A 17,272-nucleotide genomic window follows, 5' to 3' on the forward strand; every position below is an offset into this window, starting at 1 on the left:
GAGCATGTGAGCAATGTCTCTTAACGTTATGAATAATCAATGAAAACAATAAAACACTTTTTCTGGCTGGTGAAACCGTTCTGGGGGCGGCGTGCCGCCCTGTTTTGCTGGTTCCTACTGTTGTTGTCTCTCGGGCTGACACTCTCTTCCGTCTGGTTCAATATCCGCATGAACCAGTGGAACGGGGATTTTTACAATGCACTGCAAAAGCTGGACGGTGCGGCGCTGTATCAGCTGATCAAATTTTTCGTCGTGCTGGTCAGCGGGCTGATCCTGGTGGTGGTGCTCGGTACGTATTTCCGGCAGAAACTGGCTATCCGCTGGCGGGAGGGGATGACAGAGCAGATCCTCAGCCGCTGGCTGTCGCCGCAGAGCCGCCATTATCTGCTGCGCCTGACCGCCCGCGAGCCGGATAACCCAGATCAGCGGATTGCCGAGGATGTCCGCCTGCTGGTGGAATCCACCCTCAGTCTGCTGATCACGTTCCTGCATTCGCTGCTGACCCTGGTGTCCTTTGCCGCCATCCTCTGGCAGCTTTCCGGCAGTATTATGCTCTCTGTCGCCGGTACTGACTGGCGTATCGACGGCTATATGTTCTGGGCCTGTATCGCCTACACCCTCGTGGGTATCGCGCTGACACAACTTATCGGCGGGCCGCTGCGTAAACTGAATATGGAAAAACAGCAGCGTGAGGCGGATTATCGTGCGGCACTGATCACCCGCAGACAGCACGGTGATGCTATCGCCGGACAGCGGGGGGAGTTGCAGGATCAACAGCAATTGCTGGCCCGTTTTGCCCGGGTGGCGGCCAACTGGAATCAGCTGATCCGCTGCGAGCGGAATTTATCATTCTATACCGTGGGTTATCAGCAGGTAACCGCGCTGGCACCGATCCTGTTTGCACTGCCGAAATTCCTCGCCGGGGAACTGATGCTGGGCGGATTAATGCAGCTGCGTCAGGCCTTTACCAGTGTCGCGACGTCACTCGGCTGGTTTATTTTTGCCTATAAAGAGATAGCAGCCTGGCAGGCGACGGTAACCCGTCTGTACCATTTTGTCCGCCTGCTGGAAAATGACGCAGTGTCTGATGTCACCGAAACCTGTCAGTCCGCAGTACGCCTGGATGTTTGCGCCGATATTCTGCTGCCGGATAACCGGCCGCTGCTGGAGAATTTTTCACTCTCTCTGCACGCCGGGGAATTTGCCATTATCAGCGGCCGCTCCGGGCTGGGGAAATCGACCCTGCTGCGCGCGCTCAGCGGCCACTGGCCTTACTACCGCGGCAATATCCGCCGTGAACAGGATGTGATGTGGGTGCCGCAGTCACTTTATCTGCCATCCGGGACACTGAAATCCCTGCTGGCGTATCCGCATGCCGCATCACAGTTCACGCCGGAAGCGTACCGCGAGGTGCTGGACGTTACCGGGCTTGCCGTACTCGCATCACAACTGGATACCGATGCCGACTGGCGTCAGCGTCTGTCCGGCGGTGAACAGCAGCGGTTGCTGATCGCCCGTCTGCTGCTCAGTCAGCCGAAACTGATGCTGCTCGATGAGATTACCTCCGCACTGGATGATGACAATGCGGTCCGCATGATCCGTCTGCTCCGCCAGCGTCTGCCGGACAGCACACTTCTGCTGGTCAGCCACCAGCGCTTTCTTCAACAGGAGACAGATCGCGTGATAGCCCTGTCCGCCCCTGCCGCCACCAGCACATCAGGAGTCCGATATGCATTATAAACTGACCTTTGCCGGTGTGGTGCTGATCCTCATCGGCTGTACCGCTGTCAGCACAACCGGCACAGATAATCGTCCGCTGCCACAGCGCAGTGATTTACAGCACATTCGCCTGGCAAACGGCATGAATGTGTATCTTCTGTCACGCCCGCAGCCCGGCGCAGAGCTGCGGTTGCTGGTGGAAAGCGGCTCATTGCAGGAAACAGAGGAACAGCGCGGCCTCGCACATTTTACCGAGCACATGGCCTTTAAAGGCACCACCCATTTTCCGGACACACAGAGCTTTAAACAGCTGGAAAAACAGGGACTGAACCTCGGCAGCCATGTCAATGCCGCCACCAGCCTCAATTCAACTGTCTATAAACTGTCACTGCCGCAGGCCACGCCGGAACAGATTCAGGCCGGTTTGCAGGTGCTCGCCGACTGGGCACAGGGCATGACCTTTGACCCTGTTGCGTTTGATAAAGAACGCTCCGTGATTATTGAGGAGTGGCGGCTGCGCCAGGGCATCGGCTTCCGCATCAATAATGCCCTTGAGCAGCTGCGCTATACGGGCAGTCTCTATGCGAAGCGTGACCCGATCGGGTTATTGGATGTGATCCGCCATGCGCCGGTCAGCACAGCAAAAGACTATTATCAGACCTGGTACCAGCCACAGCGGATGAGTCTGGTGGTTATCGGACAGTTTAACCGCCATGAGGTCAGTAATCTGGCGGCGGCGTATTTTAATCAGCCCGCCAAGAAAGATGCCGCACAGGATGATCCGGCCCGTCAGCGTTTTTCCCCGCAGCCGGGGCTGCTGGTAAAGCCAATCTTTGATAAGGAGCAGGGACAGCGCATCATGCAGTTCGCGCTGCAGAGAGATATCCGCGCGCCGCTCAATACCCGTGACGGTCAGTATGATGACCTGCTGGATAATCTCTGGGTGACAATCCTTAATCAGCGCCTGACCGCGCTGGTGGATAACGGACAGTTACCGGCTGCCAGTATCAACCCGCAGGGCGCTATGCTGGACAGCCGCCGTCTTCAGCAACTGATGATAGTGCATCCGCAGGGCGCGGATTACCCCGGCAGTATCACCTTATTGTGGACAGAAATTCAGCGCCTGGCGACACAGCCCGTCACACAGGCAGAGCTGGACGATGCCCGGCAGAGTCTGCTGGCGAAACTCAGTCAGCAGGCTGCCGGGGAATCCCGCGACGGCAATGATTATCTCGCCGATACCATCACCACCGCACTGGAATACCGGATGCCGGTTCAGGACAAGCGCCAGCAGCTCACCACGGCATGGGAACTGCTCAAACCGGTCACGCCGGATACGCTGAAAACCCATGTGAACGAATTCCTGAATCAGGCCTCACCACGGCTGGCACTGCTCGGGCCGGACAGCGAACAGACCCGTTTTGATGAAAAAGCGTTCACTGACCGCTGGCAGCAGATCCGGCAGTCCGATCCCGGGCCGTTTTCCCTGACCGTGCGGCAGGTTGCGCTGAATGTTACCCCGGCAGCAGCCGGTACTATTGTTCAGGAGCAGGCACTGCCGCTGCCGTCCACGGAATCGTGGCAGTTATCCAACGGTCTGCGGGTGATTGTGCATCAGGATAAAAGCCTGAAAGATAATATTCAGATCAATCTGCGCATTCCGGGCGGCCGCTCACTGGAGCCTGCCGGACAGGAAGGACTGACCGACTGGGCACTGAAACTGCCGGAAAGCAGCGGCTACGGTGAGCTGAGCGCCCGTGAGCTGGCCTTATTCAGTAAACAGCACAGCCTCAGTCTGCGCCCGTACAGCGAACTGCTGAACCACGGATTCCGGGGTGAGGCACCGCCGGAAGAGCTGGATACCCTGCTGAAACTGCTGCACCTGAAGATCACACAGCCACAGTTCAGCGGCGAAAAATTACGCCGCAATCAGCAGCTGACGCTGGAAAGCCTGAACAGCACCCCGGTGGAGCGCCGCTTCCTGGATGCCATTAACCGCGAAAGCCATACTCACGGCGAACGTCTGGTAATAAATGAAAACGGCGGCTGGCGTCAGTTTACTGCCGCACAGTTACAGCAAAATCACCGTCTCCTGCTAAGCCCGGTACAGGACATGACACTGGTGATCAGTGGTGCAGCAGATAAAAAACAGATAAAACAGGCTGTTGAGAAATGGATTGCCACCCTTCCCGCATCCGGTCAGCGCCTGCAGTGGCGGGATCCGGCTATCGCACCCAAAATGCAATCCTTCAGCCGGACTTACCCGATAGCCAGTTCTGATAAAACCATGGTGAGTATTCAGTATGCCGCCCCGGCACAGTGGTCACAGAAAGAAAGCCTGACACTGCAACTGGCCGACAGCATCATCAGCAAACAGTTGCGTGGTGCATTGCGGGAACAGGCGGGCGGTATTTACGCCCTGAGTTTCTCTTCTATGCTGGCAAAACTACCGTCACCGTATTACAGCGCCCGGCTGAATTTCACCACCGATCCTCAGCGCGCCGCCGAAATGACGGCATTAAGCCGGAATGTGCTGAAAACCCTGAAAACAGACGGTATCAGTGACAATGCCCTGAATGAAGCCAGAGCCAACTGGTTACTGGAAAAACAGCAGGTTTATCAGAGTGCCGCATTCTGGACAGAATCACTGGCTCAGATTGCCGGGGACGATAATGCGTTTACCCGGATAACCGCAGAAGAGGCGTTAATTAATCAGATTACTGCAGAGGATATAAACCGGGCATTATCCCGCTACAGCGGTGAGAATGAAAAATTATTTATGCTCACTCCGCCATAATAAAACAAAGCCGCTTAACAGCGGCTTGATTATTTCCGCTAACTGAAAAAAAATAACAATCATTGTATTAACGGAGAGTGAAAATATATTTTGTGATATATCTCCGTATTATCACCCGAATGGGGTAGAGATAAGGAGAAACACAGTTGTTATATTTTCTGCGGGTGCCTGATTCTGTCCGGATCAGGCTATATTTCCCCTGTTCCGGATAGAAGAAAGCCCCGATTACGTTTTTCAACATAAACCGGGGCCGAATCTCTACCTGAACAATAGGGATTCTGCCTCCTTAAATTAAAGGAGTCAAGAGAAATGACCGGAAGAACAATAACAACATTAGCTATAGTTGCAGTGGTATTAATAACTGCTATTACAATTTCTGATGTTGTAAATTCGTTACTCAATAATCATCGGGTATCCGATTTTTCATTGAAAGGCGGAGATATGATGGTTGACGCAACATTGTCCTGTAGTGATAAATGATGCTGAGGGGGGAGGAATCCCCCCGTTTCTCTCTGTTGCAGGTAGCGGTTAATCAGGCACCTTATTTTACGCTCTTATTAACTTACTTATATACTCTTTCACTATGATAAAAAACAAGAATTACCCGTAATTATGTTTAACTTTATAATATCTGTTATAAGAATAGTTGGCTTATCTTTTATAGCAATATTATTAACATTAATTATATTCACAACCTATACCAAATCCACCGGTAAAATATGTCATTTCAATCTTAAAATGACAACAGGAAACAGTGCTTCAGAAATGTATACCGAACCTGACAACAGTAAATAACAAAAAACCGCTGCCGGAAAATAATACCGGCAGCGGTTTTTATAATGACTGAAATAAATTACTTTTTATCGCCCAGTAAAACAGATTCCAGCGCGATAGTGATCATTTCATTAAAAGTCGTCTGACGTTCTTCTGCCGGTAAGTTTTCACCGGTACGGATATGGTCAGAAACGGTGCAGATAGTCAGTGCTTTCGCACCGAATTCAGCAGCCACGCCATAAATACCGGCGGCTTCCATTTCCACGCCCAGAATGCCGTATTTCTCCATCACGTCAAACATTTGCGGATCAGGTGTATAGAATAAATCCGCAGAGAAGATATTACCGACACGAGCCGGGATCCCGGCGGTTTCTGCCGCTTCAACCGCATTACGTACCAGCCCGAAGTCCGCGATAGCCGCGAAATCGTTATCTTTGAAGCGCAGACGGTTCACTTTGGAATCCGTGCTCGCGCCCATGCCGATAACCACATCACGCAGTTTGACATCAGGGCTGATAGCCCCGCAGGAACCAACGCGGATAATGGTTTTCACGTCAAACTCAGTGATCAGCTCTTTGGCATAAATAGAGCAGGACGGGATCCCCATACCGTGACCCATCACGGAGATACGGCGGCCTTTATAGGTTCCGGTAAAACCCAGCATGCCACGCACATTGTTGACTTGTTTAATGTCTTCCAGAAAATTTTCTGCAATGTATTTCGCACGCAGCGGATCGCCGGGCATCAGAACAACATCAGCAAAATCACCGCGTTCGGCATTAATGTGAGGGGTAGCCATAAAAAAAATCCTTTCAGTCAATCCAAAGGGAAAGGGCAGACTGAAAGTCTGCCCGAAAAAAGAGACACATTACAGCATGTTTTTGCCGTAATCCATCGGGGATAAATTAAAATAGGATGCAACAGTCTGCCCGATGTCCGCGAAGGTTTCACGGTAGCCCAGTGAGCCCGGTTTAACTTTCGGCCCGTAAACCAGCACAGGGATATGTTCGCGGGTGTGATCGGTACCCGGCCAGGTCGGGTCACAGCCGTGGTCTGCGGTCAGGATCAGAATATCGTCCTCTTTCACCAGTTTCAGCATTTCCGGCAGACGGCGGTCAAACAGTTCCAGTGCAGCGGCATAACCCGCCACATCACGGCGGTGACCGTAGGAGGAATCGAAATCAACAAAGTTGGTAAACACAATGGTGTTATCACCCGCCAGTTTCATCTCTTCCAGTGATGCATCAAACAGGGCATCAATACCGGTCGCTTTCACTTTTTTGGTGATACCGACATGGGCATAGATATCCGCGATTTTACCGATGGAGACCACTTCGCCCTGCTTCTCTTCCACCAGCTTTTGCAGCATGGTCGCTGATGGCGGCTCTACCGCGTAGTCGTGACGGTTACCGGTACGTTCAAATGAGCCGGCTTTTTCGCCGGTAAACGGACGCGCAATCACACGGCCGATGTTGTAACCGCCTTTGGTCAGTTCTTCACGGGCGATTTCACACAGCTCATACAGTTTTTCCAGGCCGTACGTTTCTTCGTGGCAGGCAATCTGGAAAACGGAGTCCGCAGAGGTATAGAAAATCGGTTTGCCGGTTTTCATGTGCTCTTCGCCGAGCTGATCCAGAATCACAGTACCGGATGAGTGGCAGTTACCGAGGTATCCCGGCAGATTGGCGCGTTTAACCAGGATATCCAGTAATTCCTGCGGGAAGCTGTTTTCATGATCGCTGAAATAGCCCCAGTCAAACAGAACCGGAACCCCGGCAATTTCCCAGTGACCGGACGGGGTATCTTTACCGGAAGATAACTCACCGGCATAGCCGTATGCGCCGATAATCTCCGCATTCTTATCCAGACCTTCCGGGAAGTGTCCGGTGGATTCCTCAGCGGCTTTACCCAGCCCCAGACGGGACAGATTCGGCAGATGCAGCGGCCCTTTACGGCCTTTGTCTGCTTCACCGCGGGCACAGGCCTGTGCGATATGACCTAACGTGTCAGCACCGGTGTCACCGAAATCAGCGGCATCATGTGCAGCACCGATACCGAATGAATCCAGCACCATAATAAATGTACGTTTCATACTTCTCTCCTGTGTCAGATCACGTCAGGATGCAGGGCTCCGCGTGAATAACAAAATTGTTCTTATTCGCTGATCCGGCGGTAAATCAGCGGGGTATCGGTAACCGGGCTTTCACTGAGTGTGACCGCCTGACGCACTGCCTGAGCCGCTTCATTCCACGCATCTTCATTATTGGCATGGATCATCGCCAGCGGCATCTGTCCGTCAGCCACACTGTTGATCGGGGCAATATCACTTAATCCGACACTGTAGTCGATCGGATCGCTGGCCTTACGACGTCCGCCGCCCAGCGAGACAACCGCCATCCCCAGTGCGCGGGTATCCATCGCGCTCACAATCCCTTCTGTCTCAGCATAGACCGGTTTACTGAGCACTGCCGATGGCAAATAGTGCGGATAACGTTCGATAAAATCAGCCGGTCCGCGCTGTGCGGCAATCATCTGTCCGAAAATTTCCGCTGCTTTACCATTATCCAGCACGCGCTGTAATTTTGCTTCCGCCTCTGTGCGGTCAGCCGCCAGCCCGCCGGAAACCAGCATCTCTTTACACAGCGCCATAGTGACTTCATACAGGCGCGGATTGCGGTACTCACCGGTCAGGAAACGCACCGCCTCACGCACTTCCACCGCATTACCGGCACTGGATGCCAGCACCTGATTCATATCAGTCAGCAGTGCCGTTGTCCGGCAGCCCGCGCCGTTGGCAACCTGCACGATCGCCTGCGCCAGCTGCTCCGATAATTCATAAGTCGGCATAAATGCCCCGGAACCGACTTTCACATCCATCACCAGCGCATCCAGTCCTTCAGCCAGTTTTTTGCCGAGGATAGAGGCAGTGATCAGCGGAATGGAATCCACCGTTGCCGTAATGTCGCGGGTCGCGTAGAAACGTTTGTCCGCCGGTGCCAGTGAGTTGGTCTGGCCGATAATCGCCACACCGGTCTCTTTAATGATACGGCGGAAGGTTTCATCATCCGGGAAAATATCAAAGCCCGGAATCGCTTCCAGTTTGTCGAGCGTGCCGCCGGTATGTCCCAGGCCGCGGCCCGAGATCATCGGGATATAGCCGCCACAGGCAGCCACCATCGGGCCGAGCATCAGGGAGGTCACATCCCCCACGCCGCCGGTGGAGTGTTTATCCACAACCGGGCCCGGTAAATCAAGGTTTTTCCAGTCCAGCACCGAGCCGGAATCGCGCATCGCCAATGTCAGCGAGACACGCTCCTGCGGGTTCATATCATGGAAATATATCGTCATCGCCAGCGCGGCAATTTGTCCCTCAGAGACTGAGTTATCACGCACACCGTTAATAAAGAAACGGATTTCTTCATCAGAGAGCGGGTGTCCGTCCCGTTTTTTGCGAATGATTTCCTGAGCCAGAAACACAGAGATCTCCTTACAATACCGGGTCCGTCCCGGTACCACAGATACCGGGTTAATCAGAAAGCCGGGCGGCAAAAGCAGCCCGGAAAGTGTGATTAATACTTGCTGTCAGATTTGACGTCTGCGTAACCCAGTGCGTTGAGCAGGCTGGCTAACAGGCTGGATGCGCCAAAGCGGAAGTGACGGGAGTCAGCCCAGCCTTCGCCCATGATACGGTCAGCCATCGCCAGATACTGCGCAGCGTCTTCCGCAGTACGGACACCACCGGCCGGTTTGAAACCAACGGTTTTACCAACGCCCATATCACGGATCACGGTCATCATGATTTCCGCGGTTTCCGGCGTGGCGTTGACCGGCACTTTACCGGTGGAGGTTTTAATAAAGTCAGCACCGGCTTTGATGGCGATTTCAGATGCCTGACGAATTAACGCCGGATCTTTCAGCTCACCGCTTTCGATGATCACTTTCAGCAGCACATTGTGTTTCGCACAGGCTTCTTTGCAGGCTTTCACCATATCAAAACCAACCTGTGTATTACCGGCCATCAGTGCGCGGTACGGGAACACCACATCCACATCATCTGCGCCGTAAGCAATCGCCGCATTGGTCTCAGCCAGTGCAATCTCAATGTCATCATTACCGTGCGGGAAGTTGGTAACAGTCGCGATACGCACGTCCGGCGTACCCTGCTCACGCAGAACTTTACGGGCCAGCGGGATAAAACGCGGGTAAATGCAGACAGCCGCAGTCTGGCCGGCCGGGCTTTTCGCCTGATGACACAGCGCGGTGACTTTCGCATCAGTATCATCATCATTCAGGGTGGTTAAATCCATTAAGGACAGCGCGCGCTGCGCTGCGGCGGTTAAATCGGTCATAAAACTCTCCAACGTATGTCTGCGCCGTTACCGGGCAGACGCAATATCTGAACGATGCAAAATGTGTTGGCGAGCGGGACTTGGTTCCGTGAAGACGTTGTTTCTCTTGAGCTAAGAGTTAACGCTGAGATCCTTCTCACCGCGCTGTCATACAGGTGACCTGACAAACAGAATCACCGAATCCGTTATAGGGTATCCATGCCGTATTTGAGCATGTCCCGGCGCTATAATACGTGCCTTTCATCACGTTTATATAACAGCATTTACATCAATACATATGATTATGTGATAAAAATCACGTTAATAGCCCGATATGCGCAAAATGACAGCACATATTCACGGCATAGTATAGCGCAGGAAAGGGATAAACAGGGAGAGACAGAAAGACAAGTACACTGAATCAGTGAATGCACAGGTGAACCGGGTTCACCTGTGCAGGAAGCGCTTTACAGTGCCAGGAAGAAACCGGCGATAGTTGCACTCATCAGGTTGGAGAGAGTACCGGCCATCACCGCTTTCATACCCAGACGTGCCACGTCTTTACGACGGTTAGGTGCCATACCGCCCAGGCCACCCAGCAGGATAGCAACGGAGGACAGGTTAGCAAAACCGCACAGGGCAAAGGAGATAATCGCTTTGGTGTGATCAGACAGCGGCTGTAAACCGGCAGCAATCACCTGCGTATCCGGCTTCAGGTATTCACCGAAATTCATATAGGCGACAAACTCATTCACCACAACTTTCTGCCCGATAAAGGAACCCGCCGTCATTGCCTCATTCCACGGAACACCAATCAGGAAGGCAATAGGTGAGAAGACCCAGCCGAGGATCAGTTCCAGTGATAACTGCGGATAGTCAAGCCAGCCGCCGATCCCGGCCAGGATACCGTTAATTAAGGCGATCAGCGCGATAAATGCCAGCAGCATTGCACCCACGTTCAGCGCCAGCTGCATACCGGAAGATGCACCACTTGCCGCCGCGTCAATGATGTTGGCAGGGCGTTCTTCTTCTGCCATACCGGCCATGGCTTCACGGCGGTCATCGAAATGCTCGGTTTCCGGTACCATCAGTTTCGCAAACAGCAGGCCGCCCGGCGCCGCCATAAAGGATGCCGCGATCAGGTACTCCAGCGGTACCCCCATCTGCGCATACCCGGCGAGAACAGAACCGGCCACGGATGCCAGACCACCACACATCACCGCAAACAGTTCTGAGTTGGTCATTCCTGAAATATACGGACGCACCACCAGCGGGGCTTCCGTTTGTCCCACGAAGATGTTGGCTGTCGCGGACAGGGATTCGGTACGGGAAGTGCCCAGCAGTTTCTGTAAGCCACCGCCGAGAATTTTAATCACAAGCTGCATAATGCCGAGGTAATACAGAACAGCAATCAGCGAGGAGAAGAAAACGATAACCGGCAGAACGCGCAGGGCAAAGACAAAACCACCGCCGCCGAATACCTCGAACATTTTGTCGGATACCAGGCCACCGAAAATAAAGTCCATCCCTTTCTGGCCGTAGCCGATAACACTGGCGACACCGTTAGACATTGCCAGGAGGATTTTGCGTCCCACCGGGACATAAAGAACCAGCGCACCGATCAGCACCTGAATAATAAAGGCACCGGTGACAGTCCGCAGTTTGATTGCCCGGCGATCACTTGAAAACAGCACTGCGATAAAGATCAGCACTGCCATCCCGACCAGACTCATAAGGAGTTGCATGGAAGTATCCCTGTTCACGATAATGTAGAGTAATAGTCCTGTTCCGCATGCAGCTCAGAGCAGGACCCTGTGGCGCTGATTATACCCGGTCAGTCCGGTCAACAATCAACTTGCGTCACAAATAACGACTGAAAAAAGTAACAAAAAATACAAAAACATGATGACAATCACATTATTCAACTGTTTTTATCTGAAAAAAACCTGCCAAACCGGGAATTGGCGGGTATTTAACCAGATGACGACCGTGAAATAATATCCGCTTACAATTGTAAGTGATTTCGGGTGATTTGGCACACAGAATGCAGGCCGTACAGGACAAAATCGCGGGAAAATCGATTCAGGAACCTTAATCAGATGATTACAGCGAAAAAAGTGTACAGCTGTTGCGATAAATCTGAGCAGCAATTTCCTCCGGAGACTCACTGCGCAGTGAACAAAGCACCTCAAAGGTGCGGACAATCCGCTCCGGCCGGTTCGGCTCACCCTGAAAACCGCTGAGCGGCATATCCGGGGCATCGGTTTCCAGTAATAACGCAGAGAGAGGCAGCTGTGCGATTGCCCGCCGGGTCTTCTGCGCCCGGTCGTAAGTAATCGTCCCGCCGACCCCGATGTAATAACCCAGTTTCACAAAGGCATCCGCCTGGGAAAAACTGCCCGAAAAACCGTGAACCACTCCACGGCGGGGAACCGGATGACGGCGCAGAACCGCAGCAAGCGTGTCATGGGTTTTTCGGGAATGCAGAATAACCGGTTTATCTGTCCGCGCGGCCAGTTTCAGCTGAGCAATAAAAAAATCCAGCTGCTTATCCCACTGCGGCTCCGCCATATAGCGATCCAGCCCGATTTCACCTACTGCCACGCATTCTGTTCCGCTTCCGGTGATAAGCAACTCAAGCTGTTCCAGATGTTCAGGGGTGTGTTCTGCAATATAAAGCGGATGCAGACCAAACGCTGCGTGCAGGCGGGGACAGGTATCGCCGGATGACCGGCACAGCCCGGCCACGGTGCTGAGATTCCAGTGACTGACCGCAGGGATAATAATATCAGTCAGCCCGGCCTGTGCCGCTGCAGCTTTGTGGCGGGTAAGATCATCCGTAAAAAACGGGAAATCAAAATGGCAGTGGGTATCAATAAACGGCATTTATTCAGTCCGCCGGTTTTTTTAGTGAATGTTCCGGTGAATGCAATACCGCGGCGGTGCCGTCAGTGACGGGCAACTGAGAGTCGCTGTCGTTGGATGCGGGCGGAACCCTCAGTACGGAACGTCGTACCGGCTGATATGACGCCCAGCGCTCACCGAGTGTTGCCAGAAAATAGCGCCCGCTGCGGCGGCCCAGGCGGTAATCCTGCATCAGGGTTTTAACCCTGCTGCCGAGCGCATTACTCGCCAGTGGGGCATTCGGATAAATTTCAGCAATTTCAACCCCGGGCGGCGGTGACTGAATAAATTTTTGTGTCCGGTAATAACTTTTGGCGTGCTGTTTCATCATGGCAACCATCCGTTTCAGATGGCTTTTTTCCAGCCAGCGTTCCATTCGTTTCACCCATTCCGGGGTGTAATAGAGCTGTGACGGCACTGTCCGGATCACCACAATCCGAGTGGCACCGCGCCGCCATGCCTCAATAACCGGCACTGCATCACTGATGCCGCCATCATGATAGGTGATACCGTCAATCTCCACCCCTTCACGGTAGAATCCCGGGATGGCGCTGGAGGCTTTGATATATTCCAGCCAGTCTTCCGCCTGCGGGCTGAAATACGCGGCATTCAGATTATCCGCCCGGCTGGCGCACATATAAAATTCCTGCCCCTTCTCAAAGCGCCGCAGTGCATGCGCAATATCCAGCGGACATTCTGCAGAGGTTGACGAAATAAGCCAGTCGAGATCGATAAGATTTCCGCCGCGGATAAAACGCAGCGGATTAAAGAATTGTTTGTCCGTGGTGTAACGGGTGATGACATGACGGGCATAGCCGCGCTGACCGCACAGATAGGCTGACAGGTTCTGCGCTCCCGCAGAAGTACCGATCAGTAAATCAAACGGGTTAAACCCGGCTTTGAGAAATTCATCCAGCACCCCGGCGGTAAAAATCCCGCGCTGACCGCCACCTTCACAGACCAGTGCCAGTTTACCGGCTGCCTGAAGCGGATCAGGCAACCAGGCCAGCGGTGCGATTTTCCCGGGCGTTACCGGGATATACGTTCCCATCCTGTCTTCCCCCGGCGCAGATTATCTGCCGGTTATTTATATTGCCCGATACTGACTTCCACCGCACGGACGCCGGGGATGCCTTTGGCAATATCGATGATTTTTGTACGCTGAGCATCAGTGGTGACAAACCCGGAGAGATACACAGTACCGTTAATAGTTTTTACAGCGATATCATTGCTGTCAATATCATTTGCACTTAACAACTGCCCTCGGATTTTCGCGGTGATGGTGCTGTCATCCACCAGCAGTGAGGCATCTTTTACCGCGCCGTCAAATTTCTGCTCTGCCTGCTTACCCAGATCTTCCGCAGACTGAGAAGCACTGTCCCACACCTGCCCGGCTTTCTGACTCAGCGATTCCTCCGCCATGGCGGATGCACTGAACAGTGTGCCGCTGACCAGCAGAACAGCCAGTGATTTCATGGTATTGCGCATTATCGTCCCCTTCTTTATTTTCATGATGAACATCATCTGTCCGTCAGTGTATCTTAACTCCGCCATAAAAAAAACGCGCCCGGCGGCGCGTGAGATTGCTGACAAAGCAGGATAAAACGTGGTTTTTCCTGCTTTGTGTTATCAGCCGAAAATCAATAGATTGATTTTCCTGGTTTATTTTTACAACCTCTGTCGGTCGTCGCCAATCCCTGCGGGTTTGACAACGGCCTGAACGCGCCCGGAGGCGCGTTATTTTTCTGTCAGTGTTCGCGGGTTTTGTGGAAACTCACATCCGGATAGCGTTCTGCGGTGAGATTAAGATTCACCATGGTCGGTGCGATATAAGAGAGGTTATCGCCGCCGTCGAGTGCCAGATGCAGTTCATTTTTACGTTTGAACTCTTCCAGTTTCTTCACATCGTTACACTCCACCCAGCGGGCGGTAGAGACGTTAACCGCCTCATAAATCGCTTCGACGTTGTATTCGCTTTTCAGACGGGCAACCACCACATCAAACTGAAGCACCCCCACCGCGCCGACAATCAGGTCGTTGTTTGCCAGCGGACGGAAAACCTGCACAGCGCCCTCTTCAGATAACTGAACCAGCCCTTTGAGCAGCTGTTTCTGTTTCAGCGGATCACGCAGACGGATACGGCGGAACAGTTCCGGTGCGAAGTTAGGGATGCCGGTGAATTTCAGAATCTCACCCTGAGTGAAGGTATCACCAATCTGAATAGTACCGTGGTTATGCAGCCCGATAATATCGCCGGGATAGGCACAATCCACATGCGCACGGTCACCGGCCATAAAGGTCAGCGCATCGGAAATCACCACGTCTTTTTTGAGACGCACCTGATGCAGTTTCATCCCTTTTTCATACACACCGGACACAATGCGCAGGAAAGCCACGCGGTCACGGTGTTTAGGGTCCATATTGGCCTGAATTTTAAACACAAATCCGGTAAATTTGTCTTCTTTCGCCGTCACTTCACGGATATCGGTCTGACGCGGCATCGGTGCCGGTGCCCAGGAAACCAGGCCGTCCAGCATATGATCCACCCCGAAGTTCCCCAGCGCGGTACCGAAGAAAACCGGCGTCAGTTCACCGGCGAGGAACAGTTCCTCATCGAATTCATGGGATGCGCCCTGCACCAGTTCCAGTTCATCACGCAGCTGCGCCGCCAGCTCTTCACCGACAGCGGCATCCAGATCCGGGTTATTCAGCCCTTTTACAGTGCGGACTTCCTGAATGGTATGCCCCTGACCGGTCTGATACAGATAGGTTTCATCGCGGTACAGGTGATAGACCCCTTTGAACAGCTTACCGCAGCCGATAGGCCAGGTAATCGGCGAGCAGGCAATTTTCAGCTCGTTTTCCACTTCATCCAGTAACTCCATCGGGTCACGGATATCGCGGTCAAGTTTGTTCATAAAGGTCAGGATCGGGGTGTCACGCAGACGGGTCACTTCCATCAGCTTACGGGTACGATCCTCTACCCCTTTTGCCGCATCGATCACCATCAGGCAGCAGTCCACCGCCGTCAGGGTGCGGTAGGTATCTTCGGAGAAGTCTTCGTGCCCCGGGGTATCCAGCAGGTTCACCAGTGCATCGTGATACGGGAATTGCATCACGGATGTGGTGATGGAGATCCCGCGCTGTTTTTCCATCTCCATCCAGTCAGATTTGGCGTGCTGGTTAGAGCCGCGCCCTTTGACTGTCCCGGCTTTCTGGATAGCCTGTCCGAACAGCAGGACTTTTTCGGTAATGGTGGTTTTACCGGCATCGGGGTGCGAAATGATCGCAAAGGTGCGGCGCTTGGCCACTTCCTGTAAAAATGCATTATTTGACATCTGAGCGTTCTTCTGGGGCTGTGAGGCAGAAACACCCGGTTTCCGCCTCTGATTTCTCATTAATAGGGCTTATTTTCGCCCGGTTTGCCCCGTGAAACAACAAAAGCTTGAAAATCAGGCCCTGTCAGTTGTCCAGCAGGCAGATACAGGCGAGTGCATCACTCATCCGGCAACTCTCCATCAGTGCCAGTAAATCCTTATTAATATCACCCATATGCATTTTCAGTGAAAAATACGCTGCCAGCAAAAGCTGAACATCACGTTCCGTCAGAAGCCGTTTTTCCGTTGCCGCCAGTGCTGCCAGATTGGTGCGCAGATAGAAATAATCCATGACCAGCAAACTGAGGTGAGACAATGCATTATCGGTACCGGCAGCATCACCGCCAAAATTATCCGCGTGCGGAAACTGACTGTGATACAGCAGATAAGCAAACAGATTGCGCAGCGTGTACGACTCACTCAGACAACTGTCCTGCTGCTGCACTTTCCATTCTGCCCGCAGGCGTGCCATATTCTCTTCCGTGCGGGCTGTCGTCTGCTGATCGTCCAGCCCCAGCTGGTTCAGCGTGTTGATATAGGTTGAAAGTAAAAAAGGGCCGTTACGGGATAATTTCGGAATAAATTTGCCATACACACTCAATATCCCCGTCTGAAAACTGACCGGATGCGGCAGTGCTCTGCGTTCTGCAGTCAGTTCCCCGTTTTCCGTTGCATTGAGCAGGAATTCATACACACCCTGAATACGATCAAAATTCGTCTCAATATCATAGTTGAGTTTGCTGATAAACGTCAGTAACTGCATGACGGCATAGAGATTATCCTCAAACTCCGGTGACGGTGCCTGCACCAAGTTCATACACCAGAGATACACCAGGTATTTCGGGTCAGTCAGCGCGGCATCCTGTGGTATTTTTTTCAGGAACTGATCTTCTTCCGTTAACTGCATGGCATCGGCGGAAAACAGCAGCTGGCGGACAACCTCCGGACAGGAGAGTGACAGACGTTTAAACGTTGCATTCTGATATTTTACTTCACTGCGCGGGTATTCCCGGCAGGTATGACTCATTGCCGAAGGACCGAGTTTGCTGTAAATTCCGCACAGCCGTTTTTCTGTCAGAAACGGACACAATTTTTTTTCCGTCAGCCGGATATAAGCATATGCCCCCGGGCGGTCTGATTTTAGTACATAATCCTGTGAAATTTGTTTAATTTCAATACTGTCTGCACTGTGATATTTTTTGTAGGTTTTTTTATCAATACTGATAAACCAATCCTGGCAACAGTGTGACAGGCACTCAGAACCAACGCATTCAAAGCGCCGGATAAACATTGGTGTGATAATTTTATGGATAAACATGACGGAGAGCGCCTGTGATAAAAGTATATTATCACGATAGCATGGAAAGAAACCC

The 17,272-nt window shown here is 52.6% G+C and carries 13 protein-coding genes; 3 read left to right on the forward strand and 10 right to left on the reverse strand.

The window, feature by feature from the left end; genetic code table 11:
* The first annotated feature begins 39 nt into the window (after window positions 1-39).
* The 3 genes from N7387_RS05320 to N7387_RS05330 all read left to right on the forward strand — a co-directional run bounded on the left by N7387_RS05320 (window position 40) and on the right by N7387_RS05330 (window position 4,996).
* Complete coding sequence (locus tag N7387_RS05320) at window positions 40-1,740, forward strand: ABC transporter ATP-binding protein/permease (protein WP_279797469.1); 1,701 nt, start codon at window positions 40-42, stop codon at window positions 1,738-1,740.
* A complete protein-coding gene (locus tag N7387_RS05325) occupies window positions 1,730-4,516 on the forward strand; it encodes an insulinase family protein (RefSeq protein WP_279797471.1) in 2,787 nt (928 codons plus the stop codon). The genes N7387_RS05320 and N7387_RS05325 overlap by 11 nt, the downstream gene beginning before the upstream one ends.
* Window positions 4,517-4,825: 309 nt before the next feature.
* Window positions 4,826-4,996, forward strand: coding sequence for a hypothetical protein (locus tag N7387_RS05330; RefSeq protein ID WP_279797473.1), 171 nt, complete (start codon window positions 4,826-4,828; stop codon window positions 4,994-4,996).
* A 373-nt stretch (window positions 4,997-5,369) separates the two neighbouring features.
* Here N7387_RS05330 and deoD read toward each other — a convergent pair whose 3' ends face one another.
* The 10 genes from deoD to fliB all read right to left on the reverse strand — a co-directional run bounded on the left by deoD (window position 5,370) and on the right by fliB (window position 17,217).
* Complete coding sequence (gene deoD, locus N7387_RS05335) at window positions 5,370-6,089, reverse strand: purine-nucleoside phosphorylase (protein ID WP_262859035.1); 720 nt, start codon at window positions 6,087-6,089, stop codon at window positions 5,370-5,372.
* 69 nt (window positions 6,090-6,158) lie between these two features.
* A complete protein-coding gene (deoB, locus tag N7387_RS05340; protein WP_024475052.1) occupies window positions 6,159-7,382 on the reverse strand; it encodes a phosphopentomutase in 1,224 nt (407 codons plus the stop codon).
* Window positions 7,383-7,444: 62 nt separating this feature from the next.
* Window positions 7,445-8,767: a thymidine phosphorylase gene (gene deoA, locus N7387_RS05345; protein ID WP_347815228.1), complete on the reverse strand. Its 1,323-nt coding sequence runs from the start codon at window positions 8,765-8,767 to the stop codon at window positions 7,445-7,447.
* 92 nt (window positions 8,768-8,859) lie between these two features.
* A complete protein-coding gene (gene deoC, locus N7387_RS05350) occupies window positions 8,860-9,639 on the reverse strand; it encodes a deoxyribose-phosphate aldolase (RefSeq protein WP_279797475.1) in 780 nt (259 codons plus the stop codon).
* A 446-nt stretch (window positions 9,640-10,085) separates the two neighbouring features.
* A complete protein-coding gene (locus N7387_RS05355; protein WP_279797476.1) occupies window positions 10,086-11,363 on the reverse strand; it encodes a NupC/NupG family nucleoside CNT transporter in 1,278 nt (425 codons plus the stop codon).
* A 358-nt stretch (window positions 11,364-11,721) separates the two neighbouring features.
* On the reverse strand, window positions 11,722-12,504 hold the full coding sequence (locus tag N7387_RS05360) for a TatD family hydrolase (RefSeq protein ID WP_262882652.1): 783 nt from the start codon (window positions 12,502-12,504) through the stop codon (window positions 11,722-11,724).
* Window positions 12,505-12,508: 4 nt separating this feature from the next.
* Window positions 12,509-13,573, reverse strand: coding sequence for a patatin-like phospholipase family protein (locus N7387_RS05365; RefSeq protein ID WP_262861535.1), 1,065 nt, complete (start codon window positions 13,571-13,573; stop codon window positions 12,509-12,511).
* Between the two features lie 32 nt (window positions 13,574-13,605).
* Window positions 13,606-14,010 carry a BON domain-containing protein gene (locus N7387_RS05370; protein WP_262861534.1) on the reverse strand — a complete coding sequence of 135 codons (405 nt, stop codon included), beginning with the start codon at window positions 14,008-14,010 and terminating at the stop codon, window positions 13,606-13,608.
* A 260-nt stretch (window positions 14,011-14,270) separates the two neighbouring features.
* Window positions 14,271-15,860 (reverse strand): peptide chain release factor 3, encoded by a 1,590-nt coding sequence (gene prfC, locus N7387_RS05375; RefSeq protein ID WP_279797479.1) that lies wholly within the window; start codon window positions 15,858-15,860, stop codon window positions 14,271-14,273.
* A 124-nt stretch (window positions 15,861-15,984) separates the two neighbouring features.
* Entirely contained in the window at window positions 15,985-17,217 is a 1,233-nt protein-coding gene (fliB, locus tag N7387_RS05380; RefSeq protein WP_262882654.1) for a flagellin lysine-N-methylase, read from the reverse strand.
* Between the last annotated feature and the right edge of the window lie 55 nt (window positions 17,218-17,272).

The sequence above is a fragment of the Morganella sp. GD04133 genome (assembly GCF_029835375.1).
In the GTDB taxonomy this organism is placed as follows: domain Bacteria; phylum Pseudomonadota; class Gammaproteobacteria; order Enterobacterales; family Enterobacteriaceae; genus Morganella; species Morganella morganii_B.